We start from the raw sequence: 24,924 nt of genomic DNA on the forward strand, positions 1-24,924 counted from the left end.
TATACTTGCACTCATTAAAAACAGGAAAGGCGCTAGAATGGACATAACACGTCGACAATTTGCTATCGCCTGTGGTGCAGCTTTCATGGTTAGCCCGACAATTTCGGCAAATACACAAGCCACAGCTATAAAAAACCCTTTAATCCGTCTTAAAACCGGCCGGATGATCCCGACGCTTGGCATGGGAACATGGACACTTGCAGCCGGTCAACGCCCTCTCGAACAGGAAGAGGAAGCGCTTACAACCGGTCTTGATCTTGGCTTGAACCTCATTGACACTGCCGAACTTTATAGCTCCGGTAAAGCTGAAGAAATGGTTGGCCGTGTGATCAAAAAGGCCGGAACAAAGCCTTATATCGTTTCAAAAGTCATGCCTTCGCACGCAACAAAAGCCGAAGACATTCGCAATGCCTGCAAAAACAGCCTTCAACGCTTGGGATTAAAGCAGATGGATCTTTATCTTTTGCATTGGCGTGGCGGAATTTCAAACCTCAAAACCGTGGTTGATACGTTTGAAGAATTAAAAAGCGAAGGTTCCATTGTCGATTGGGGCGTTTCCAATTTTTCCGTTAACGACATGAATGATCTTTTCAGCCTTGAAAAGGGCGACCAATGCGCAACCAATCAGGTTGAATATTCGCTTGTTGACCGCACTATTGAAGGAGGCCTTCTCGATTGGTCAAAAAATAACGCTATGCCGATTATGGCCTATTCACCGCTTGGTTCGGGTAAAACCCCGCTTTTGCAAAACGCGGTGTTAAAAGACATTGCGCAAAAACATCAAATGACTGCTGCGGCCGTCGCAATTGGCTGGACAATCCGAAACAATTTTACCATTTCCATTCCCCAATCAGGTTCGCCCGCCCATTGCCGTGAAAACAGCGCCGCACTTTCTCTTCATCTTGATGAAGACGATCTTGCAAAACTTGATAAGGCTTTCCCGATTTGAGCAAGAAAGTTTTCCCGTTCTGGACGAGAAGATTCGAGGCAGGAAGGTTCAACATGTCTCTTGATCGTCGTTTTATATTAAAATCCGCTTTGGCTCTGTCTCTTGCCGAGATTTTTTCCCTGTCGCAGGCTTTTTCACAAAATACCGAAAATTCGGCGGGTAAAGCTTCAAATTCATCCAAAGCGGATGCAGTCAACGATAGCCCCGCAACAAAAACGGAAGCTGATGTCAAAAATCTTAAAATCGGGGTCATTGGCGCCGGCTCGCTTGGCGGAACCGTTGCAACCCTCCTTGTGAAATCCGGCCATTCGGTGATGTTTTCTTCGCGCCATCCGGATGAGTTGCGACGCTTGACAAACCCGCTTGGCGAAAAAGCTTCAATTGGCACTCCGCGTCAGGCGGCACAATTTGGTGATGTTATTCTTGTTGCAGTGCCGTTTTCAGCCTGGCCAGAAATCGGCAAAGATTTTACCACCGAAATGAAGGGGAAAATTGTTATTGATGCGACAAACCCGCCTTTGTGGGGAGGAGATTTAGAGCCTCTTTCAATCGAAGCAAAGAAAAATGGTATTGCCGAAACAGTAAAATATGTGCCGGATGTGCGCCTTGTCCGTGCTTTTTCGGCGGTTGACGCCACAGTCATTGAAGATTGTTTCAATAAAAGGATAAAAGCTGTTGGCATGCCAATCGCAAGTGACGATGAAAAAGCGTTGGACATTGCGGCGGAACTTGTGCGCGAAACCGGTTGCGAACCTGTCATGACCGGCAAACTTGAAACAGCGCATATTTTTGCCCCCGGCGAGCCGGGTTTTCGTGCCCACCTTCCGGCAGATAAATTGCGAAAACGCCTTGGCCTATAATGATAAACAAGCTGCAACATATATTTGAACGTCTGTTCGCGCTAAAAGCGCATGAAACAGTTGCTTTTCTAGGTGGCTTTTTCACACTTTTTCTTGTCTTTTGCAGCTATTTCATGTTGCGGCCGGTGCGGGAAACATTCGGCATTGCCGGTGGTGTCGATCATCTCTCATGGCTTTTTACCGCCACGTTTTGCGCCATGTTTCTCGTTGTGCCCGTTTTCGGCTTTATCAGCCAGAAAGTAAAAAAGACCAATCTCTTTATCTATTCGACGCTTCTTTGTAGCCTTGTGATGCTCGGCTTTACGATAAGCCTTTATTATAATAGCGGCAATGTCTGGGTGGGGCGCGCATTCTTTGTCTGGGTTTCGGTTTATAACCTGTTTGTTATTTCGCTGACATGGAGCTTTTTGGCCGAGGTTTTTACCAAAGAACAGGCACAGCGCCTGTTTGGCCCCCTATCGGCAGGAGCAAGCCTTGGTGGCATAACCGGCCCGCTGATAAGTGCATTTATGGTTGAAAAAGTGGGCTATGCAGGACTGCTTTTAATTTCGACAGCGCTGTTTTTATCAACGCTTTTTCTCTGGTTTTTGCTTGTGAACTGGCGAAACAATTTTGGCCGCGGCAAAGACATGAAACAAAATATTCCCAGAGTGACCGCGTCGGAAACAGAAAACAGTGAAACCTATTCCGGCATATGGATTGGCTTGAAACTCATTGTGCAATCGCCTTACCTCCGCCAAATTGCCGTTTATGCCATTTTCACTTCGGCCGGAACCACTTTTCTTTATTACGCGCAGGCGCGCCTTGTTCAGGCTACCTTTACCAATCCTGCTGAACAGACACAGTTTTTTTCCATTATGGATACAGTTGTGCAAACCTCGTCCATTCTTATCCAGATGTTCGTTACCGCCCGCATTGCAAGAAAATTCGGCGTGACATTCTTGCTTGTGAGCCTGCCTGTCATGATGGTGATCCTGTTTGGCCTGCTCGGCATATTCTATTGTTTTCCGATTGTTGCAATTGCGATGATATTGCGGCGTGTGGGAGAATATGCACTTGCCCGCCCTGCCCGTGAAATGCTCTTTTCGGCAGTTGATGAAAATTCGCGTTTCAGTGCCAAAAACGCTATTGATACTTTTGTCTATCGCGGGTCGGATGCATTCTGGGGCTGGGTTGATACGCTTATCCGAAACCTTGTCCAGCCGCCGGTCATTATGCTGCTTGCACTTGTTTTATCCTGTCTCTGGGCAATTTCCGGAAAGAAAATCGGCAAGCGTTACGACGAACTTTAAACCCAAGAGCGCTAAAAAAACTCAGCAAGCCTGAAACAAGTGCGCACAAACTTGTGCCTGAAAGTGGCGGCGAGAATGATGTGCGCGTCTCATAATATCCGGTCATAATATCCGGCCTCATTTTAATATTCGGCCCCGTTTTTTAACTGCATATCCGGCCTCATTTTTCAACTGCCGCGATAGGTCGAATAGCTCCACGGGCTGACAAGGAGCGGAACATGATAATGGGCGGTGTTATCGGCTATTGAAAAGCGGATGATGATTTCATCAAGAAAAGGCGGGTTATCAAGTTTTGCGCCTTGGTTTAAAAAATAGGCAGCAGTGAAAAAATGCAACTCATATTGCCCTTTTTCCATTGCCTTTTCATCAAGAAGCGGCTTTTCCGTTCGCCCGTCCTGATTGCTCTTTGTTTCAACAAGTAATTTTTTGACGACGGATTGCGTTTCTTCCCCCGCCAAATGCGTTTTTTCATCCATCCCATGAGGTTTGTTTATTGTCCCGTTATTTTCATTTTCCGGAACATTTTTTTTGCAAAGCTTGTAGAGCTGAATTTTGATGCCGGAAGCCGGTTTACCGGATGCTGTATCAAGAATATGGGTTGTCAAACCGGTCATGATTTATCCCTCGCTATCGATGAGATCTTCAAGCCGCAAGCGCGCAATGCGGAAGATTTCCGTTAATGCTGTGGCTTTTTCTTCATCTTTATCATTGTTCAGCCGCTTTTTCATATTGGCGAGAATGGAATATTTGTCATGGGCTTTGCCACCATGCCCCCGCACGGCAATAATAAAGGGGAAGGAAAATTTTGCCCGATAGGCTTCATTCAATTTCTGAAATTGATCGAATTCATCTTCGCTTAAACGATCAAGCCCAGCCCCTTTTTGTTCTTTTTCCGATTGCGCCGTCAATTTTGATGAACGGGCAAGTTTACCCGCAAGATCGGGGTGAGCCAAAATCAACCTGTCTTTCAACTCTTCCGGAGCTTGCCGAACCGCCTCGACCATAGCTTCATAAAGCGCATCGAGATTTTCAAATGGCCGTTTTCCTGCAACACTTTCTCCCACCCAAGGGGAATGCTCGAAAATGCTGCTTAAACAATCAATAAAAGCGGTGGTTCTAAGAGTGTTCAATTGTTCAATTTTCACGGGGCCTATTTCCCTCTATTTGTTTGCCTGTATTTTTATGTCTTCTGATATTCCACTTATTAAAGTTCTTTAAAACGCAAGTTCGCGAAGTCTTTCCGTCATTTGGCAAAATCCGGCAACCGGCTTATTTGCCAAGCCTCGTCTTTATAAAAATATTCTTCCAGATTGTTTTCGACACCACCGCGATCAACCACATAGAAATCGCTCGTCTTGAAAAGTGCAAGAAGCGGAAAATGCCAGACATTTTTATGATAATTAACGCCAACACCTGAAGGGCAATAAAAGGCTTGAGGGGCGGAAGGTTTGCCCCCGTCATCCTTTGCCACAACAACGAGAAACGGATTGTCGCCCGCTGGCAGAAATGCCTGCGAGCCATAAGGGTGACGCTCCATCATGTCGATGATTAAGGGAAAACTGATCGGCAGAGACCGGAAGACATTGATGAGGACGCGGGACTTTTCCCCCTCTGCTTCAACCTTTGCAAGATCATGGAAGCGGATTGCCCGCCCCTGATTGATCGGGATCATAACCGGATTTTTTTGGTAAGCCGAGCCTCTATTATTTTCTTTACCCATTTGGTCGGGCGCAATTGTTTCTTCCCTCACGTCGATTACATCGCCAAAAGGAGAAAATTCGGCTTTTCCGATTTTTAAAACGGCAAGCTCGTGCAATTGGTTTTTATGATTTTCCTGCTCGACCATTGTTTTGTGTTCTCCGGTTTTTCTTATTCTGTTTGAGGCTTATTTGGCCGGATGCACTTTTTGCCAATGGCGGGCAATATCTATTCGCCGCGCAATGTAAACCGACTTTTTGGCTGCCACATAATCAAGAAATTTTTCAAGCGCTTTTGCCCGCCCCGGATGGCCGACCAGGCGGCAATGTAAGCCGATAGAAAGCATTTTCGGCGCGCCTTTTTCGCCCTCTTCATAAAGAACATCGAAACTGTCTTTCAGATAATTGAAAAATTGTTCGCCACTGTTGAAGCCTTGCGCGGTTGCAAAGCGCATATCATTGACATCCAATGTGTAAGGAATCATCAGAAAAGGCTTATCAATGCCTTCCACCCAATAGGGAAGTTCATCGGCATAAGTGTCTGACGAATAGATAAAGCCGCCCTCTTCCATGGTAAGCCGCAAAGTATTGATTGACGGTTTCCCCTGATAGATTCCGTATGGACGTTCACCCGTTAGTTGTTTCTGGATGCGTACCGCTTCGCGAATGTGAAAACGCTCTTCCTCTTCGTCAACATCCTTATACTCAAGCCAACGAAAGCCATGGGTGGCAATTTCCCAATCGGCTTCGACCATGGCTTTTGCAACCGCCGGATTGAGCTCCAAAGCTTTGGCTACGGCAAATACTGTAAGCTTCATATTTCTTTCGGTAAAAAGCCTGTAAAGCCGCCAGAAGCCGACACGTGCGCCATATTCATACAAGGATTCAATATTGAGGTTGCGCTGCCCTTCCCAAGGGACTGCGCCGACAATTTCGGATAATAAATGCTCGGAGGCTTTGTCACCATGAAGAATATTGCTTTCCCCGCCTTCTTCATAATTGATGACAAATTGTACCGCAATTTTTGCCCCGTCCGGCCATTCGGGGTCTGGCGGGTTCGCCCCATAGCCATAAAATTCGCGGGTGCGGTAGTCTTTCTTGGATTGCATGGTTCTTCTTCCCCAAAGAACAAAATTGAAAACACTGTCCAGAAGTCGAATGGAATTTCCGCATCTGAACAGTTGCTGAAAATATGAAAAGCAAGAGCCATGCCACTTGACTTTCGGGGCATAATCGCGCCGATATTTCAGGAAAAATTTTTGTGCGTGTTTTTCCTTTCCGGCAGTGCTTTTTATCTGTCCGCTTTCATCCATTCCGCCAGTGCTCTTTATGGGGAGTTATGGCCTTTCCGGTGTTTCACCGGATTATCAGAGCCTCTCTTAATTGCGGCGCAGCAGACCGCACCGGTTGTTTCCGTTCTTTTATTTACCCACAAGTAAAATGAATAATATTGAACGAGTGATGAACTGGCGAAAAAATACAAACCAAAACGGAAAACAAGCAAAATAAAAACCTATTTAAACGTGCCAACCAGTGAGTTTTGCTTGAAATAACAGCAAATTATATTTGATTTTGCCTAATTTTTAATCTTGACAACTTTCTGCCTTATATTTAGCCTTTCAACCACCGGCATAAAGCGTATTGCGGGTCGATCGGGTCGATCCGGACAGAAAGTGTCATCCCCGTTTTAAACCGGCAGCCAAGGTTCTTTTAAAAGCCGGAGCTTGTTCCTTGGCCTGCCAATAATGGGGAATAGACATGCCAGAAAATAGCGAAATAAATCTTGCCAAGCTTGAACGGCAGGCAAAATACGATCTTGAATGTTTGAACTATCCTGCCCGTCAATGGGTAAAACCGAAGACATATCACGGCAATCCGGTGAAGGATGTTGTGATTATTGGCGGCGGACAAAGCGGTTTGACATTGGCGCTACAATTGCGGCGGGAAAGCGTTACAAACATTGCCATTCTGGATAAAAATGAAGCCGGCTTTGAAGGGCCATGGCGCACTTACGCCCGTATGCACACATTGCGCACACCGAAATATGTGACAGGACCTGATCTCGACATTGGCAGTTTGACAGTGCGTGCCTGGTGGGAAGCGCGTTTTGGGCATAAATCATGGGAAGAGCTTTATAAAATCCCGACTAATCTTTGGGCAGAATATCTCGACTGGTTGAAAAAAGTTACCCATATAGAGGTGACAAACCGGACAATTGTCACCGATATAGAGCCGGTGCAAGATGATGTTTTTGCAGTTCATATCGAAAGAAACGGCAAAGCCGATATAATCTATACGCGCCTTGTGGTTTTAGCGACCGGTATTGAGGGAAGCGGCCAATGGGTTGTGCCGGACATGTTCAAGGATAATCTTGACAAGAAAGTTTATGCTCACACGGCCGAAGCAATCAATTTTGACAAACTTGCCGGCAAGCGTGTTGCCGTTGTCGGTGGTGGTTCATCCTCTTTCGACAATAGTGCCACAGCCTTGGAACATGGGGCAAAATCGGTAACGCATTTTGTCAGACGTTCCATTTTGCCAACAGTCAACCCTTACCGTTTTATGGAATATAGCGGGTTTTTGCGCCATTTTGCCGATCTTGATGACGACAAGAAATGGCAGTTCATGAAATATCTCTTCGATGTCAACCAGCCGCCAACACAGGATTCCTATTTACGGTGCACAAAATTCGACAATTATGAACTGAAACTTGCAAGCCCCATTAAAAGCTGCCGGATGGATGGTGAAAAGCTTGTTCTTGTCACACCGCATGAAAGTGATAAATTCGATTTTCTGATTGTCGGCACAGGCTTGATTATCGACCTTAAAACGCGGCCGGAAATTGCCCGTTTTGCCGATAAAATCGAAACCTGGGGCGACCATTTTACCCCGCCAGCGGGTGAAGAACATGCGGTGATTGCAAGCTGCCCTTATCTTGGGAAAAACTTCCAATTTCAGGAAAAGGTGAAAGGTGAAGCGCCTTATCTCAAACGCATTTTCACTTATACTTTTGCCGGTATGCCAAGCCTTGCCGCATCGGCGGGAATTTCGGCTTTGAAATTCGGTGTTCGCAGACTTGCCTATGGGGTGAGCAGTGAATTGTTCTGCGAAGATGCCGATTATCATTATGACCTTCTGAGATCATTTGACGAGAAGGAATTGACAGCACCCCAACCGGTCGCCATGGGAAAAGCCGGTTAAAAGCCATTCGGGTGAACGGATAATTGGCAATTGCCAAAACCGGCTTTTCCGAAAAACAACAGAATTTTTCATTTTTCTTTGAATATCATTGAGAATCGCGCCCTTTGTGGCGCGATTTTTATTGTTCTTATGTTTGATTTTTTAAGCCCTGAATTCACTCTTCCCCCGCTCGAAAGTCGAAAGCAGTATTAAGAGAATTTAGATCAACCCGTGCGAATTTTAAGAACGCTTAATAAAAGCGCAGAGGCTGCACCGGAGCCGGTCAATAGTGTTTTTTCAAATCATTGATTTTATTTGATCTTTTTATTCTTTCATTTTCTTATTTGTAAAATTGCATAAAATTTAATCAATAACTAAAAACGCCTATTTTTTAAGTTTTTTCTCTTGTTTTCAAAGGTTGTTCGTGCAAATCTTGGGGTGTCGGAAATAAAACCGGTTTTCTTTTTTAAAAGAAGAAAAAAACATCTTCAAAGAGAGAGAATAAGGTTTTCCGGCAAATACAGGATGACACTATAGGTTAAAAAATACGCTTGGTTTCGTAAGTTGAATGTCTATACGCCGCCTTTCTTGTGCTGATTATCCGGTTTTTTGAAAACGGATAATACCCGACAGCACAAATGGCATAACTCAAAATTGTTCATAATGCCCGTTCGGTTTTTCGGGTTTTTTAAAAAAACCGCAATGCTTTTTTAAGCGGGAGAGGAAAAGTCCATGCAGGCAAAATGCCGAAACAATAGCGACAGTGCTTTTCATTCCCTTCCTCGCACCGGCTCTTCAATGAGCCTCACTTCTTGCCTCGAAGGCAAAATGAAAATTGCAACTTCAAAAATACTGCGCCTCGAAAGGGCGGATATAAAAAGCTTTATCCCGAAAACGCTCAGACAAGGTTTTTCAACTTTTAAACAAGCTTTTCCGATTGCTAGTTTTCAGGCCATGAAATTTGCTTTGAAAAGTCTTTTTCCAAGAAGACTTTTTTCGGCCAGTTTTCTTTCATCAAGTCTTCTTTGTGGGAGTTTGGCGCTTCTTTTGTTTTCCCAAACGATTGAGGCCAAAGAGATTCAAAAAGCCCCTGACAAAGTGCGTTTTCAACTCGACTGGTTACCCGGTGGCGATAAAACCGCGATTTATGTTTGTGTGAACAGAGGCTTTTGCAAATCCGAAGGGCTTGATGTTGCCATTGAACCCGGGCGTGGCGGCAATGACGCGATTACCCGCATTGCTGCCGGAGTGAGCGATGTGGGGGCAGCCGACATCACCGCGCTTATGGCTGCGCGTGTAAGCGCAAATGTGAAGGTGAGCGCGGTTATGGCAATTTTCAACAAAACGCCACATGCGTTTTATGTCCTTTCCGACAGTCCCATTCACTCGATAGCCGACATAAAGGGCAAAGCCGTTGCCACCTCGCCTTTTACCGCTTCCAACCTTTTCTTGCCGCCTTTCCTGAAAACGCAGAATTTATCCATGGATGATATTGCGCTTACACGGGTAGACTCCGGTGCTTTGGGGCCGATGTTGATAACAGGAAAGACCGATGTGATTATTGCGTGGCTCACCGATTATACGCGCTATGAAGAGCAGGCGAGAATTGCGCATAAAGAAATCAGAGCCTTTCCGTGGGTGGAAAGCGGCCTTGATCTTTATGGAAGTTCGCTGATTGCCTCAGACAAATTCATTTCCGAACGGCCCGAGGTTCTCACCCGCTTTATCAAGGCCTATCGCCAGTCGATCATATTCATGCATGAACATCCGGATGAGGCGGTGGATGCGGTGATGGAAAGTGTTCCCGAACTTGATCGGCAGAGTGTTAAAGGGTCGCTTCAGGATACATTGAAGCTCATTTACAATGACGAGACAGATCAATACGGCCTTGGCACTTACCGTCGCGACAAGCTTCAACGCACATGGCAAAAGACTGCCGAAGCTTTAAACCTCGACCCGAATGCGGTGACTGCTGAAAGTGCCGTTAAAACCGGTTTTTCCGAAAATCTGGAGGGCTTCAAATGACACCAAGCCAATTGCAATCCATGGAAATGAAATCCGGCAATGCGATTTCTCCCCCCTCTATCCGTTTTGAAGGGCTAAGCCAGTTTTTCACAACATCAACAGGGCGGACAGAAGCGCTTCACAATATTAGTTTCGATGTTCGCTATCACGAATTTCTTGCGGTATTGGGTCCTTCCGGTTGTGGCAAATCCACGCTTTTGCGGTTGATCGCCGGTCTTCTCAAGCCGACACAAGGCAAGGTGGAAGTTTTCGGGATGCCGGTTACGGAACCACGCGAAGATGTCGGCATTGTTTTTCAGCGTCCGACACTGCTGCCATGGCTCAATATTGTGGACAATATTACTTTTCCGATCAAACACAAATTCGGCAAGGTCAATTCCGCCGATATTGATAAAGCCCACGAACTTGTGCGCATGATCGGTCTTACCGGTTTTGAAAAACGTATGCCGGACGAATTGTCGGGCGGTATGCAGCAGCGTGTCGGCATTGCCCGTGCGCTTCATCTCGACCCCGATATTTTGTTGATGGATGAACCGTTTTCCGCCCTTGATGCATTAACCCGCGATGAAATGGGTTTTGAACTTTTAAGAATTTTTGCCGACCGGCCTAAAACCGTGTTGTTCATTACCCATTCTGTCAATGAAGCTGCCATTCTTGCCGACCGTGTACTCGTTCTCGCCGGTCGGCCGGGAACTGTTTTAACCGAACTCGACGTGCCGCTCGGACGGCCACGCAACGCCGAAACTGCAAACCAAAAGGTGGTCCATGACTTCGCTCACACCCTCAGAAACCTCCTCATCAAGCCAAAGCTCGCTTAAAATGAGGAAGATAAAGCTGTTTCACCTCTCCTCGCTCTTGTCGGCTTTACCGTCAGTGTTGCTGATTGTGGCTATTCTTGTGATCTGGCAAATAGCGGTGACGGTATTTGCCGTTCCCTCTTTCATTCTGCCGGCGCCGGTTGAAATTTTTAAAGCTTTCCATGTGATTGATGGATCGCGTTGGGCTGTTCATATATTTGCAACTTTGCGGGTGGCACTTCTCGGCTTTTTTGTATCCATTCTGATTGCCTTGCCGCTTGCTGTCTGTCTTATCCGCTCGCCGCTTTTATCAAAAACGGTTTATCCGTTATTGGTCATTATCCAGTCGACACCGGTTGTTGCCATTGCACCGATTGTCATTGTTGCCTTCGGTTCGGGTGACTTTCCGCGCATTCTCATCACCTTTCTTATTTCGTTTTTTCCGCTGGTTATTGCCACCTCGACAGGGCTTCTTTCTACACCGCCCGAACTTATCGAATTGTCAAAATCGCTCCGCGCACCGGTTCGCCGTGAAATATTGCAAATCCGCCTGCCCTATGCCGTGCCCTATATTTTCTCGGCCTTGAAAATTTCCATTACTTTATGTGTTATCGGTGCGGTTGTTGCCGAATTTGTTTCGGCCGACAAGGGCATCGGTTTCTTCCTCCAGCTTTCCACCTCGATTTATAAAATACCACAAGCCTGGGCGGGGCTTTTTGTGTTGGCTGCCATATCGCTTATCTTGTTCCAACTTGTTATTTTTACCCAGAAACTTCTCTTCCCGTGGAGTATCAAAAAGGGTTGAAAATAGAAAAGCTCCAAAACATAAAAAACGGACAAGGGGGGATTAAACATTTTGCAACACCGTTTGATGAAATATCTTGACGAGGTGGCACGTTCCGGCTCGATACGGAGTGCCGCACAAAAGCTTCATGTTGCCGCTTCTGCCATCCAGCGGCAAATAAAGCTCTTTGAAGAAGAAATCGGCACACCGGTTTTTTCCCGCAGCCATAAGGGGCTGGAACTCACCGCCACCGGCGAACTGGTGCTTGGACATATCCGCGAAACAATGCGCAATGAAGAGCGGATGTTGAGCGAGATTAAAGCTCTCAAAGGTGTTATCCGCCAGAATTTGACAATTGTGTGCGAGGAAAATCTCGTTGCTACTCTTCTTTTTTCAGCAATTGTCGACTTCCAGCAAAACCATAAATCTACAAAAATCAACGTATTGACCGCGCAAAATGAAGATGTACAAAATGTGCTTCTTGATGGCAAAGCCGATCTTGCTTTGGCCTATGACATTGAAAAGCAGCCCCGTTTTGCAATTGATAAAGAGGTGAAATGCCCGCTTGGGCTTTTTCTTCGCAAAGGTCATAGTCTCGAAAAACGCTTGCAAGGAAAAACCAAAGTCAATCTTGCCGAAATTATCGGCGAAGCTTTGGTGCTTCCCGAAAAAGGCACAAAATTGAAATCGCTCATCGAAACGCTTGGGCCCCCGCTTGTGACCGCCGTTCCGATTGTCGAAACATCATCCATTCCATTGATCGTTCAACTCGTTGCAACGGGAAACTATGTTTCCATTTTAAGCCGCACAGAATTGCCGGAAGGGTTTAACGATGAATTTCTCTTCATTCCCGTGATTACCCATCCGGCCTACCGCATTTTGACATTGTTTCACCAGACAAGCCGCGTGTTAAAACCGGTTGAACAACAGTTTCAACATGTATTGATGGAACAAATGAAAGAAAGTCTTGGACCACGCAATCCAAACTTTTCCGGAGAAGAAAAAGAGGCAGAGTAAATATTATAACATCTGTTTGCGACAGCGCGAAACTGGTTCAAAGATTGTCAGATGAAATATTTTTTAAAAATCTTGACGAACAAGACGAGTAAACACGAAAAATTGGAGCAAATTTTTGAAGGGGTTTTAAAAGCTTTTTGACGAGCCGGGCTTGCGACGAAAGAGACTTTTTAACAAGTGAGACTTTTTGAAAAAGCGCTCACAAAAGAGGAGATAACAATTCCATGAATGAGAAAGACTATTATTTTCCGCTTGGCGGATTACAACCACGTTCCGAACTTTTAAGCAGCAAAGCCACCTTTAAAGACGCCTATATGGTGATGCCCGCTTCTGTCATGACGGATATTGTCACAAGCCAATTGCCGTTTTTTACAAAATCCCGCTTCTGGGTGTTGGCGCGCCCGATGACCGGCTTTTCAGAAACATTTTCCCAATATATCGGCGAGATCGAACCTTCAGGTGGCTCCACACATCCGGAAAACGACAAGCGTGCGGAAGCGGTCTTTTTTGTGACCGATGGTGCACTCACCATTGTGCTTGAAGGCGAAAAACATGTTCTTCACAAAGGTGGCTTTGCCTATCTTCCAGCGGGGCAAGATTATCAATTATGGAATGAAGCAAAAACCACCGCGCGCTTTCACTGGATCCGCAAAGCTTATGAAAAAGTGGATGGGCTTGATAAACCTGATGCGATTTTTTCTTCCGACCAGCAAATAACGCCTGCCGAAATGAAAGGCCATGAGGGTGTATGGTTGACAAGCCGTTTCATGGATATGAACGACATGCGCCATGACATGAATGTTGCCATTGTCACCTTTATGCCGGGCGCTCATATTCCTTTCATGGAAACCCACGTTATGGAACACGGGCTTTATGTCTTGCAAGGCAAAGGCGTTTATCGGCTGAATGATGATTGGGTGGAAGTCGAAAAAGGCGATTTTATGTGGTTGCGCGCATTTTGTCCGCAAGCCTGCTATGCGGGCGGGCCGGAACCATTCCGTTATCTCCTCTATAAAGATATAAACCGGCACGCAAAACTCTGGTAAGGCGAAACTACGGGCTGTCGAGGCGAGACTTTGCGAAGGCAAAATTTTGGCGGGCAAAACTTTAGCAAAGCGAAAATTTTCGAAGCCAAAACTCTACTCATGTTTTGAAACCGTGAGTTTTGAATGGCAAACAACCGTTAAAGCTAACCATGCTTTAAAAGGCTCATCGTCGTGAGGAGCCTGCCGCATTTGTTCGTCAAGCTTTTGGCCTATTCTGCCGCCCTTCTTGCGGCCGGACTAAGCCCGCTCCATTCAGGTTTTCTTCGCGTTTTCCTTAATGTTAAACGCACCTCTCCCGACACAGGGAAAACTTTGTTCGGGGGCGAGCAGAAAATAGACATGAAAATTCCCCCACAATCAAACTTTTGTCAGTTGCTGTTTTAAAGCTCAATAGTGGCGTATAAGAATAATGATTTGAAAACACATTCTGATAAGGCAATTTTTATGGCTGAAACACTCATCCAATGTTTTGACGGGCACAATGACATTCTCTCCAAAATCCGCGACGAGAAAAACCTTGACCCTTCGGCTTTCATCAATGGTTTTGAAAGTGCAGAACTTGACCTGCCAAAGGCTGAAAAAGGCGGCCTTATTGGCGGGCTTTGTGCGGTTTATCCGCCATCGGTTGATCTTCAGCCGGATGAAAACGGTGTCTATCCCGAATTATTGTTAAAAGACGCTACAAAGCCCACCATGGAAATGGCAAAGCTTCTCCATGATATTGAAAAGCTGAAACCCGAACGTTTCAAAATTTGCAAAACCGCGCGTGATATTAAAGAAGCAATCAAGGCGCACCAATTTGCTGCGGTTTTTCATATTGAAGGTGCGGAAGCTATTGGCGAAAATCTGGAAGAGCTTGCCCGCCTTTATCAGGATGGATTGCGCAGCCTCGGTCCCGTCTGGAGCAGACCCAATATATTCGGTTTCGGAGTGCCGTTCAAATTTGGTTCGACCGGCGACATTGGACCGGGCTTGACAGATACAGGCAAAAAACTTGTTCGCGAGTGTAACAAGCTCGGCATTATGGTTGATCTTTCGCATATGAATGAAAAAGGCTTCTGGGACATTGCAAAATTGAGCGATGCGCCGCTTGTTGCCTCCCATTCCAACGCCTATCACTTGAGCCATCAAAGCCGTAACCTCACCGATGAGCAATTGCGCGCAATCGGAAAAAGCAAGGGGCTGGTCGGCATCAATTTCGGTGTCAAATTCCTGCGCGAAGATGGCGAACGCAACCGCGACACACCGCTTAAAACCATTATCAACCACATGCGCTATATCGTCGATATTGTCGGTGTGGAACATGTCGGCCTCGGTTCGGATTTCGATGGCACAACAATTCCGAATGAATTGCATGATTGTTCACAATTGCCGAAGCTTGTGGCCGAAATGGAAAAATCCGGTTTCAACCATGACGAGATCGAGAAAATCACCTCGAAAAACTGGATCTCCGTTCTGGAACGCACTTGGGGCGAATAAGTTACTTGTAGTAGTTTCAGCATTATAACTTGTAATTCGTTTAATCGGTAACTGAGACTTCCGGCATGAGATAACCGACGATTAAAAATAATTGAATGGGCAGCATACGAAAATCAAAATATCGTAAGCGCTTTTATTTATTTTTACTCTGTTAGACTATGGATTTGATTTTTCCTATTTTTGAATATATTATTTCTAAACCTCACATCGGAAAAATCTAATTTAGCTTTTTTCGCAAAAGCGAAGTTGCTTCGTTTAACACTTCTTTTTGTGTAATAAAATTATTTTGTTCTTGTTTTGTTCTCTTTTTTTTGCTATCATAAATTTTAAGATTTTGCTACCCCTAAAGCTGGAGAGAATACAATAAATTTCGTTATTAATATTTATCTAATATAGCCTTAAGGGGAAAAAATGAAAAACACATCCAAGGTGAAATTACGTGCCTTTATTATTACGTTAAAGGATATGAATAAAACTAGCTTATTAGATGATCTTAGCACTAAGTTAGATAATACTAACAATTCGTTAGACCGAATGATGCCAATGAACCCATCTAGTTCAGATGAAGAATTTGATTTATGTTGCAATTATGATAAAAGTAACGAATTCGGAGCAGAACACTTATTTGGAACTATGCTTAGAATAAAACGTTCCAACGAAGTTGGTAACATTTCGGATGATTTGCTATCAAAGAAAAAATTTAGTGTTCAAGATTTTATCAATGGTAACGATCATAAATCTTCTTACGTTAACGTCAACAGATTTTATTTTCTCATCCAAGATGAATATCTTATCTGTAACCTTTCAGGTAACAGAAATATAAAGAGCAGTTTCGAAACTTATGTCAACTGGTTACTTAATACACAGTTTTACATATTTACTCCAAAACTTATTCTACCTAAAGAAATAAAACTCACAGATCTCAAGGAAATAAGTCTCAATTCAGGTATAGAACGTAGCTCCGAAAAGGGAGTGTACCACGATGAGAAATTAAAATTAATTTCTTTAGGAAACAAATTATTATCTTTGATATTGTCCGACCATGCTGAACTTAAGGACATTGAAGAAAATGACATCATCACTGCGAAACTCATTTTGCGAATTAAAAAACCACGCGGCATGAGTAAAGAGGATTTCCAGAAGGAATATGGAACGTTTTTAAAGAATATAAACGATTCAGATGCTATCACTTTTACCGACAAAAAAGGGAGAAAATTTAATGGAAGTAAAATTGAACGTACAAAAACAATTGATATAAGTATAACAGACGATGGTAGTCTAGATGAAAAACAGATGCGACTCGATATGTTAAGATTCATTGATGAAATAAAAAATGATGATACAGATTAAACGGCTAATTTCTATTTTTTTACTTTCGTTGTTTATCTACGGATGCTTTGGGGCTTCTTTGGATAACAATGTTTTATCTACTATTTACAATGTGTCTGGTATAATTTTTTCGGTCGGTATGGGGTTGATAATAACGTTTGATTTAAATAATATTAAAAATGTACAGTATATCAGAGCTATTAGAAGACGGTTAAATGTTATCAGAAATGCGTATATATTGTTTTTTTCAATTTCAACTGTATTGTATATTTCTGTATTTTTTACAAGTGAATTTAACTTATCTATTTATATATATTTGTATAAAAATATAACAATATTATTTAATACGAATATTTTTATTCAATATTTAAATTTGATATTTTGTTTGTTTTCTATTGCATATTTTATAGTTAACTTTATTCAAGCTCAAAAATTAAAAGATGATATATGTGACAAGATACATTCAAAATAATTTTAATATGTTTATTTTTTTAAGTTAAGAGTAAACTTTTAAAATTTTAAAATTGTATATTTTAAACATGATATACTAACATAAATTGTCCAGACTAACGTATTTGAAATGATTTTTGTGTAACGCCGGAACGTGAACCGGCGTTGTCTGCATTGAAAAACCAACGCGCATCAAAACGCTACAGTTTCAACGGGAATATCTTTTGTCTCACTAAAGTTCTGGCAAAGATACATTTTCCTTTAACAATCTTGAGGCTCATGGCATCCGCCCCGTTCAAGAAAAAAATTTTTCAGCTATAGCTTTCAAAGCCCATAGCGGCAAATCTTTGCGGATGAATTCAACGCCTCGCTTTTATCTATGCAACACAAGCGAGTAAGCGCATTGTGTTTACATTTTTCCAATAAAACGAATGGGACTCGCGCGCTTCTTTTTTCTTCCCACCGATAGTCTTGGCAAAATGGTCAGGATTTTAATCCATCAACCGCATTCCTGAAAAAAACAATCAGAATGCTTTGAACAGAATTGATCACGCGTTTCAGTCGAGCAATACACGCTTGAGTTTCTGCCATGTTTTTTGAGATAATTTTGCTTTTCCCCTGCCAATCAGGCAAAATGGGTAAATAGTTTTTCAAGCAGCTATTCATCCCACAATAAACGGTATTCATTTAAAGGCTGCAGAAATTGACATAAGCACGTGATGTCAATAGATGAAGGAAACGCCTTTGAAGGGCGCTTGAGGACATTTGTCATGGCCAATATATATCGCGAATTATTCAAAAAACCCGGCACTGTTGCCTTTTCGGTAACGGGGGTATTTGCACGTATTCCGATATCGATGATTTCCATCGGCATTATGACGATGTTTGCCATTGAAGGCTTGGACTATGCCACTGCCGGTCTCGTTTCGGCAAGTTATGTTCTCTCCAATGCCATTATTACGCCGCAAATATCAAAACTTGCCGATGAATACGGGCAAGCCCGTGTGGCGCGTCCGGCACTTTTTATTTCTTTTCTGTCGCTTTGCGGCTTGTTGATTGCCGCACAATATAAAGCGCCGCTTTTCATCTTGATTATTGCCGCAATTCTCATCGGTTTTATGCCGAGTTTCGGTTCTTTCGTGCGCACACGTTGGTCGCAACTCTATCATGGTTCGCCGCTTTTGCGTTCGGCCTTTGCCTATGAATCGATTGTTGATGAATTGATCTTCATGGTCGGCCCCATTATTGCGATCGAGCTTACAAACCATCTGTTTCCGGCTGCCGGACCGCTTGCTGCCGGTCTTATCATGCTTATTGCCGGCCTAGTCTTTACCTTACAAAAATCGACCGAGCCGGTCGCCCATGGCAAGCGGCAAAAAGGCTCCACTTCGGTTATCCGGCTTTTTTCGATTGCGCTACTCACAGTTATTATGTTTTGCGTCGGCACCATTTTCGGCACTGCGGAAATTTCGGCCGTGGCGATCGGCAAATCGCTACAACAGACAAATTACACTGCTCTGCCACTTGTGCTTTATGCGGCAGGCTCTTTCATTGCCGGCATTGTTTATGGTGCACTGCCTGCCCGCATAACATTGTCAAAACAGCTTCTCGTTGCCACAGCCATTGCAGCGGTTACAACATTGCCACTCTTGCTTGTTACAAACTTATGGAATTTGAGCATTGTGCTTCTTATTGCAGGTGCCGCCTGTTCACCCACAATCATCATCGCCATGTCATTGATCGACACAATTGTACCGCCTGAAAAACTCACCGAAGGCATGTCGTGGGGAATAACCGGAATGGCAATGGGGGTCGCTGCAGGAGCTGCCATTTCGGGAAAACTGATTGATGCTTTTAACCCCGAAAGCGGCTTTTATGTTTCCATTGTCGGCGGCTTTCTTGCGCTAATTTTAACGGTGTTCGGGCAAAAATATCTCAAACCCAAAACACCAAAGCCAAAAACCATTCTTGAAAATTCCTGAACGGTGCACGCTTCCGGCCTTTCGCTGTTTCGTCACTTTCTTCAAAGTCCACCAGCTTTGGCAGATTTTGCCTTAAGCCGCTTATTCTTGGGCCTCCCTTCAAGCAGCTTTTTATCCCTTGCCACAAAAGAGCTTTTCTCCCTCTTTTTTGCTCTCTTTTGAAGCAAGCTTTTCCTGTTAAATTTGCTTGAAGAGCCAAGCGCGATCAAGCTGTCGCTGCTTCACACCTTATAGAAACCTAAAGCACTTTTTGTTTTTTCCATGTGCCCGAAAGATAATAGCAAAGCGCCAGAATGAGCGAGGCAAAAGCACCGACGGTGAAGCTCCACCAAATGGCATCGGCCTTCATGGAACCATAAAACATGTAGTAGAAGCCAAGCCGCACCGGATAGACGGCAATGAACAGGCAAATGAGCGGCACAAGAACCGCGCCATTGGCACGAACTGTTGAAAAGAGCACCATTGCAAGGCCGAAAAACAGAAAGCTCCAGCTTGCAATTGCCTGAATATGCTGCGCCATTGGTACGGCCGCGCTGTCATTGCCCAAAAACAGGATAATGACCGGCCGATCGAAAATGAGCAATAACCCAAGCAGAATGGCTGTCATGACAAATGTTGCAGCGCAGCCGATCAATGTGGTTTTGGAAATCCTGTTCCAGTGACCGGCGCCGATATTTTGTGCAACCATTGCGCTTACCGCCGCTCCCACCGCCATGGAAGGCATTTGCAGATAGGTCCATAATTGCTGCATGATGTTATAGGCGGCAATGGTGGTCACACCTTCCTGATTGACAAGGCCAATCATGACAAGGCCGGATGTCGCAATGATGACCATTTGCAGACTCATCGGGAAGCCTTTCAGCACGATAAAGCGCATCAGGCTAAAATCCGGCCAGATATAGGTGAGTTCCCGCCCTTTAAGCCGCAAAGGCAATTTCTTCACATAGATATAGATACTCATGGCAAAAAGCGCGAGATAGCCCGAAACCGATGTCGAGGCGGCAGCCCCCGCAATGCCCATTTCCGGAAAAATCCACAAGCCCAAGATGAGCACGGGGTTAAAAATAATATCGAGCACAACATTGACGCACATGAAAATGAGCGGCGTCATGGAATCTCCTGCCCCGCGAAGCCCCATCATAATCATGACCATCAAAAGATCGGGGGGTGCAGCAAGGAAGATAACCCGCAAATAATCTTCAGCCAGCGTAAAAGCATCTGCCGGTGTTTCAAGAAAGCGCAGGATTTCAGGCGAAAAAAACCAGCCCAAAACCGCAAGAACCACCGAGAGAAACAGACAAAAGCCGATAGATGCGCCAAAAGCCTGTCGCGCACGGTGCAAATCTTTGCGCCCGATGGATTGGCCAACCATAATGGTTGCCGCCATACCGAAACCGAAAACAAGGGCAAACAAAAGAAAGGTGATGATATTGGCATTGGCCGTTGCCGCAAGTGCACTTTCGCCCAAAAACCGCCCCACCCAGATTGTGTTGATCGAACCGTTGAGCGATTGCAAAACATTGGAAAGCAATGTCGGAATGGCAAAGAGAAGCAACGTTCTGGTGATCGGGCCTTCAGTCAGATTAGTGAGAACAATTGTTTTTTTATGCGGCAAGTGGACGCTCCATCAGCGCTTTTTTGAAAATGATTGACCCGAAGCGGATAAAACTTCGTTTTTAAAGAATGATATAAAACATATAGGTGTCGTAAATGTTATGTGTAGCCCTTTCGGACTTTCCATGAACACATGTGATGAAGAATTTATTTTTCTCTCAAGGTCAAGAATGAAATGAAAAACCACGATAAAGTGAAGCCGGTTTTTGTCGCTCTCACTGTTCTTCACAGTTGAAACCGGTCAAGATAATGTCGGTCTAAATGATGGTATCGGGATTGTCGCGATTTTCTGTCACAAACAGTTTTCAGGTTCTATCGGTTTAGGCCATATCAGTTTTTTCATCTATAAAGGTTTTAGAGTCATAAAGGTTTTTCAGTCTATATAGGCACACTGGTTATAAAGGTTCCATCGTTCAAAAATCGGGTTCGGGTTATTTAATGCATATTCTTCCTATGGTTCTGGCTGTCGCTTTGTTTATGGAACATGTGGATTCCAATGTGATTTCCACATCCCTTCCCGCCATTGCCGCCGATTTGAACACAAGCCCCATCGCGCTCAAACTCGCTATGACATCCTATCTCGTGGCACTTTCGGTTTTCATTCCCATAAGCGGGTGGATCTCCGACCGTTTCACCGCGCGCATTATCTTCCGTGTTGCCATTGTGGTTTTTCTTGCAGGCTCTGTTTGCTGCGCTTTTTCCTTTTCGCTCCATTCCTTTGTTTTGTCGCGTTTTTTGCAAGGCATAGGCGGCGCAATGATGACACCTGTCGGCCGGCTACTTCTCGTCAAATCCACGCCGAAAAACCAGCTTGTCATTGCCTTTCAATGGTTTTCCATTCCCGCCCTTGTCGGCCCGCTTGTAGGTCCGCCGCTTGGCGGCTTCATTACCACCTTTTTTTCATGGCATTGGATTTTCCTCATCAACATCCCGATCGGTTTTATCGGGCTTGTGCTGTCATCAATCTATCTGCCAAAAAATGAAAAGAGATATATCCGCCCGCTTGATTGGACAGGCTTTTTCCTTTCGGCAATCAGCCTTTCCGGCTTCATTTTCGGGCTTTCGATTGTGAGCCTTCCCGCCTTGCCGCAAAGTGTCGGCATAAGTGTCACCATTTTGGGCGTGATTTTCGGCGCCATCTACATCAAACACGCCAAAAACCGCACAGCTCCGCTTCTTGACCTTAAGCTTTTTTCCGATCCGGTTTTTGCACGTGCCATTATCGGCGGCAGCGTTTTCCGGCTCGGCATTGGAGCCGTGCCTTTCCTGCTTCCCATGATGCTGCAACTTGCCTTTGGCCTTTCGCCGATTGAATCCGGCCTTATGGTTCTTGCTGCGGCCATCGGCTCGCTTGGCATGAAGTTCGGCGCAAAAGAAGTTTATGCCCATTTCGGCTTTCGGAAGGTGTTGATGGCGGGTTCTCTCGTCTCGGCAATGTTTACCGCTTCCAATGGCCTGTTTTACCCCACCACACCCTATTTACTGATGATTGTCGTGCTTTTGTTCGGCGGCTTTTTGCGCTCGCTTTTCTTCTCCGGTGTCAATGCCCTTGCCTTTTCCGATATCGCCAAAGAAGACATCAGTCAGGCAACGCCGATTGCAGCCGTTGCCCAACAGGCTTCAATGGCGCTCGGCATTGCAATTGCTGGCGCGGTTCTGGAAATTGCGAGCTCCTTTCACGACAATATATTGAAACTTGGCGATTTTCATACGGGCTTTTTCGTCGTCGGCTTCATCTCGGCACTTGCTTTCTTCATCTTCCGCACATTGCCCTGTGATGCAGGCCATGCCTTGAACGAAAAAAGCAAACAATCCACTGCACAACACTGATGAAACCAAAACATATTCTACAGTCGCTTGACCACATTTTCTAATCTGTTACAACGCGTTCGATTGTGTCTACATAACCGCGATAGTTGCGGCTTGACCCCATTTTCTAATCTGTTACAACTTAGCGTTGAAGAAGTTAATTCGATTTTTAGTTGCGGCTTGACCGCATTTTCTAATCTGTTACAACAAAATGAAAGCGATTGTGCCGGTCGACACTGTTGCGGCTTGACCGCATTTTCTAACCTTTTACAACTTTTGAAAAGCAAAAGGATTTCCCCATGACAGTTGCGGCTTGACCCCATTTTCTAATCTGTTACAACTCGAGGCCGCACTGCTCAATCATTCGTTTAGTTGCGGCTTGACCGCATTTTCTAATCTGTTACAACCCTTTAAAGTGTATTTCGCCGCTGCCTTTTGTTGCGGCTTGACCGCATTTTCTAATCTGTTACAACTGTATGGAGTTTATTAAGCAATGCCAGCAGTTGCGGCTTGACCGCATTTTCTAATCTGTTACAACCTCTATGGCCCGTCTGTCGATCAGGTGTTTAATTGCGGCTTGACCGCATTTTCTAATCTGTTACAACCACTTTATTGTTTAACGTCGTCCATGTGTCGTTGCGGCTTGACCGCATTTTCTAATCTGTTACAACCGATATCCACTTAACCCTTTGTTTTATAAGATTTAATTGGATATTTTTTTAAAAAAAATGCTGTTTTTCATTAAAATAACACCGGTAAATTTCGATTTTTTTGACGTGTCGTCCACGTTTTACCTGAAAATCTAATCATATTTTCACATAAGCGCACGATCAATTTGCTTGCCCCTTAAGGCAAAAAAATATCGTAATTTCATCGTTCAGGCAAAGGTGTTTTAATCCGTAAACGTAAGCATCATATCAAAGCGACATCGGAAATTTATTCCTCAATCACCGAACACGAAATTTTGGAAAACGAATTTAAAAAAGTCAAAATGGCTATATTTCCGCATTCAATTATTATGGCAGTAAACATTCGCTAAGCGATCTGCAAAAGACACGCTCGGAAGAAATATTTATAACGACTTTACTTCAAACGATGCCGGAAATTTTGAGAAAGCGGAAAAAGCAAAATTTGACGACACCGTTGGGTCGCCCCCCCCCAACACCAAAAAGGTGGCGCTCCGGATGGCTCGGTGTCCAAGAAAAATATACTGGAATTGAAAAATAAATTCAACAAACAGTATCAAGAAGTAAGTAAAGATTGATTATGACGAAGTTTTACCGGCGTTCCGTCGCAACTTGACCGCGTTTTCTACTCTGTTACAACATTGGTTTCGCTATCTTGGAGCAACGACTAGTTGCTGCTTGACCCCATTTTCTAATCTGTTACAACACGATGGCGTTGGCGCCGGACGCGGTACACATAGTTGCGGCTTGACCGCATTTTCTAATCTGTTACAACAAGCAGCCGTTCAACGGCGCGGATGTAAAGTTGCGGCTTGACCGCATTTTCTAATCTGTTACAACACAGAGATCAGGTTTGACGATCGTAGTTCCTGTTGCGGCTTGACCGCATTTTCTAATCTGTTACAACAAGCATATTTTGAGCTCGCCGAAAATATGGTTGCGGCTTGACCGCATTTTCTAATCTGTTACAACATGGTTCCGATAAAAACAGACAACGTAACTGTTGCGGCTTGACCGCATTTTCTAATCTGTTACAACCGATGTCCACTTAACCCTTTGTTTTATTAGGTTTAAGTGGATATTTTTTTTAAAAAAAATGCCGTTTTTCATTAAAATAACACCGGCAATTTTCGATTTTTTTGACGTGTCTTCCAAGCTTTTCCGTAAAAATCCAACCATTTTCAAATGGGTTGCCAATTCAGAAAAGTGGTTAAATCTCTCACCGCTTGGAACACCTTCTAAATTAGCATTTGCTAACAACGAGCAACCTATAATCAGACCTTATCGTCTCTGCTGTTTCGGAAATCACTCACCTACACCATAAAATCGGAAAATTGATAATGATGAGTGAGTATCAAAGCAAAAAACGGATACCCGACATTCGATAGAGAAGAAACCTGCCGCAAGCCTCGACAGTTCCTGAAGTATAAAACAAACAAATTGCGATAAAAACCAGAAAAAGAAGTATATCACAGAAAGGAAAGTAACACGCCGGGGGGCCGGAAATGCAATCCCCACATCGCTAAAAGCCATGGCGTTCCTTACTCGGCGCATCTTAAATATAACAGAATAAGAGGAACAAATCAATGAATAACATAATTAAGTAAGTAAAGATTGAGTATAGCGACGTTTTACCAGCGTTCTATTGCGGCTTGACCGCATTTTCTAATCTGTTACAATTCTTTTGCAACTTTGGGAGCAGTGTCAGCCGTTGCGGCTTGACCGCATTTTCTAATCTGTTATAACCCCATGAAAGAGTTAGTCGCTCACATCAATGTTGCGGCTTGACCGCATTTTCTAATCTGTTACAACCGGCCATTCTTGGCGGTACGATATTTACCCGTTGCGGCTTGACCGCATTTTCTAATCTGTTACAACCGATCGCGTTTTGATTTCTCTTGGGTTGTTGTTGCGGCTTGACCGCATTT

The 24,924-nt window shown here is 44.4% G+C and carries 19 protein-coding genes and 2 CRISPR repeat arrays; of the genes, 13 read left to right on the forward strand and 6 right to left on the reverse strand.

Features of this window, described 5'->3' with window-relative positions; genetic code table 11:
• Nucleotides 1-37: 37 nt before the first annotated feature.
• Genes H3S83_RS09535 through H3S83_RS09545 form a run of 3 tightly spaced genes read left to right on the forward strand, consistent with a single transcriptional unit; the run spans nucleotide 38 to nucleotide 3,101 of the window.
• Nucleotides 38-949: an aldo/keto reductase gene (locus H3S83_RS09535; protein WP_198239531.1), complete on the forward strand. Its 912-nt coding sequence runs from the start codon at nucleotides 38-40 to the stop codon at nucleotides 947-949.
• Between the two features lie 53 nt (nucleotides 950-1,002).
• Nucleotides 1,003-1,809, forward strand: coding sequence for an NADPH-dependent F420 reductase (locus H3S83_RS09540; protein ID WP_198239532.1), 807 nt, complete (start codon nucleotides 1,003-1,005; stop codon nucleotides 1,807-1,809).
• Entirely contained in the window at nucleotides 1,809-3,101 is a 1,293-nt protein-coding gene (locus tag H3S83_RS09545) for an NTP/NDP exchange transporter (protein WP_198239533.1), read from the forward strand. Before H3S83_RS09540 ends, H3S83_RS09545 begins: the two co-directional genes overlap by 1 nt.
• Before the next feature lie 167 nt (nucleotides 3,102-3,268).
• On the opposite strand, the gene uraH is transcribed toward H3S83_RS09545, so the two are convergent.
• The 4 genes from uraH to puuE form a co-directional block, all read right to left on the reverse strand.
• Complete coding sequence (uraH, locus tag H3S83_RS09550) at nucleotides 3,269-3,715, reverse strand: hydroxyisourate hydrolase (RefSeq protein ID WP_198239534.1); 447 nt, start codon at nucleotides 3,713-3,715, stop codon at nucleotides 3,269-3,271.
• 3 nt (nucleotides 3,716-3,718) lie between these two features.
• On the reverse strand, nucleotides 3,719-4,246 hold the full coding sequence (gene uraD / locus H3S83_RS09555) for a 2-oxo-4-hydroxy-4-carboxy-5-ureidoimidazoline decarboxylase (protein ID WP_198239535.1): 528 nt from the start codon (nucleotides 4,244-4,246) through the stop codon (nucleotides 3,719-3,721).
• A gap of 98 nt (nucleotides 4,247-4,344) precedes the next feature.
• Nucleotides 4,345-4,947 carry an ureidoglycolate lyase gene (locus H3S83_RS09560; protein WP_198239536.1) on the reverse strand — a complete coding sequence of 201 codons (603 nt, stop codon included), beginning with the start codon at nucleotides 4,945-4,947 and terminating at the stop codon, nucleotides 4,345-4,347.
• Between the two features lie 39 nt (nucleotides 4,948-4,986).
• A complete protein-coding gene (puuE, locus tag H3S83_RS09565) occupies nucleotides 4,987-5,907 on the reverse strand; it encodes an allantoinase PuuE (RefSeq protein ID WP_198239709.1) in 921 nt (306 codons plus the stop codon).
• A gap of 649 nt (nucleotides 5,908-6,556) precedes the next feature.
• Here puuE and H3S83_RS09570 point away from each other — a divergent pair.
• The 9 genes from H3S83_RS09570 to H3S83_RS09610 all read left to right on the forward strand — a co-directional run bounded on the left by H3S83_RS09570 (nucleotide 6,557) and on the right by H3S83_RS09610 (nucleotide 18,887).
• Nucleotides 6,557-7,999, forward strand: coding sequence for an FAD-dependent oxidoreductase (locus tag H3S83_RS09570; protein WP_198239537.1), 1,443 nt, complete (start codon nucleotides 6,557-6,559; stop codon nucleotides 7,997-7,999).
• A gap of 711 nt (nucleotides 8,000-8,710) precedes the next feature.
• Nucleotides 8,711-10,003: an ABC transporter substrate-binding protein gene (locus H3S83_RS09575; RefSeq protein WP_198239538.1), complete on the forward strand. Its 1,293-nt coding sequence runs from the start codon at nucleotides 8,711-8,713 to the stop codon at nucleotides 10,001-10,003.
• A gap of 44 nt (nucleotides 10,004-10,047) precedes the next feature.
• Nucleotides 10,048-10,821, forward strand: a complete 774-nt coding sequence (locus H3S83_RS09580) for an ABC transporter ATP-binding protein (RefSeq protein ID WP_198232759.1) — start codon at nucleotides 10,048-10,050, stop codon at nucleotides 10,819-10,821.
• Nucleotide 10,822: 1 nt separating this feature from the next.
• Nucleotides 10,823-11,605 carry an ABC transporter permease gene (locus tag H3S83_RS09585; protein WP_246741742.1) on the forward strand — a complete coding sequence of 261 codons (783 nt, stop codon included), beginning with the start codon at nucleotides 10,823-10,825 and terminating at the stop codon, nucleotides 11,603-11,605.
• 51 nt (nucleotides 11,606-11,656) lie between these two features.
• A complete protein-coding gene (locus H3S83_RS09590; RefSeq protein ID WP_198239540.1) occupies nucleotides 11,657-12,601 on the forward strand; it encodes a LysR family transcriptional regulator in 945 nt (314 codons plus the stop codon).
• Nucleotides 12,602-12,825: 224 nt separating this feature from the next.
• On the forward strand, nucleotides 12,826-13,647 hold the full coding sequence (locus H3S83_RS09595) for a bifunctional allantoicase/(S)-ureidoglycine aminohydrolase (RefSeq protein ID WP_198239541.1): 822 nt from the start codon (nucleotides 12,826-12,828) through the stop codon (nucleotides 13,645-13,647).
• Nucleotides 13,648-14,091: 444 nt separating this feature from the next.
• Entirely contained in the window at nucleotides 14,092-15,126 is a 1,035-nt protein-coding gene (locus H3S83_RS09600) for a dipeptidase (RefSeq protein ID WP_198239542.1), read from the forward strand.
• A gap of 411 nt (nucleotides 15,127-15,537) precedes the next feature.
• Nucleotides 15,538-16,476, forward strand: a complete 939-nt coding sequence (locus H3S83_RS09605; protein ID WP_198239543.1) for a hypothetical protein — start codon at nucleotides 15,538-15,540, stop codon at nucleotides 16,474-16,476.
• Between the two features lie 1,199 nt (nucleotides 16,477-17,675).
• The gene (locus H3S83_RS09610; protein ID WP_198239544.1) at nucleotides 17,676-18,887 is read left to right on the forward strand and encodes an MFS transporter; all 1,212 of its coding nucleotides are present in this window, start codon (nucleotides 17,676-17,678) and stop codon (nucleotides 18,885-18,887) included.
• A gap of 238 nt (nucleotides 18,888-19,125) precedes the next feature.
• On the opposite strand, the gene H3S83_RS09615 is transcribed toward H3S83_RS09610, so the two are convergent.
• Nucleotides 19,126-20,502: an MATE family efflux transporter gene (locus tag H3S83_RS09615; RefSeq protein WP_198239545.1), complete on the reverse strand. Its 1,377-nt coding sequence runs from the start codon at nucleotides 20,500-20,502 to the stop codon at nucleotides 19,126-19,128.
• A gap of 437 nt (nucleotides 20,503-20,939) precedes the next feature.
• On the opposite strand from H3S83_RS09615, the gene H3S83_RS09620 reads away from it, so the two are divergent.
• Nucleotides 20,940-22,331, forward strand: a complete 1,392-nt coding sequence (locus H3S83_RS09620; RefSeq protein ID WP_198239546.1) for an MFS transporter — start codon at nucleotides 20,940-20,942, stop codon at nucleotides 22,329-22,331.
• Nucleotides 22,332-22,365: 34 nt separating this feature from the next.
• Nucleotides 22,366-22,981: a CRISPR direct-repeat array (repeat unit 21 nt; unit sequence CATTTTCTAATCTGTTACAAC).
• Between the two features lie 401 nt (nucleotides 22,982-23,382).
• On the opposite strand, the gene H3S83_RS11715 is transcribed toward H3S83_RS09620, so the two are convergent.
• Entirely contained in the window at nucleotides 23,383-23,556 is a 174-nt protein-coding gene (locus H3S83_RS11715; protein ID WP_370541349.1) for a hypothetical protein, read from the reverse strand.
• A gap of 44 nt (nucleotides 23,557-23,600) precedes the next feature.
• Nucleotides 23,601-24,035: direct repeats of the CRISPR family, unit length 37 nt; unit sequence GTTGCGGCTTGACCGCATTTTCTAATCTGTTACAACA.
• Nucleotides 24,036-24,924: the final 889 nt, after the last annotated feature.

The sequence above is a fragment of the Bartonella sp. W8122 genome (assembly GCF_016102485.1).
Taxonomy (GTDB): Bacteria; Pseudomonadota; Alphaproteobacteria; order Rhizobiales; family Rhizobiaceae; genus Bartonella; species Bartonella apihabitans.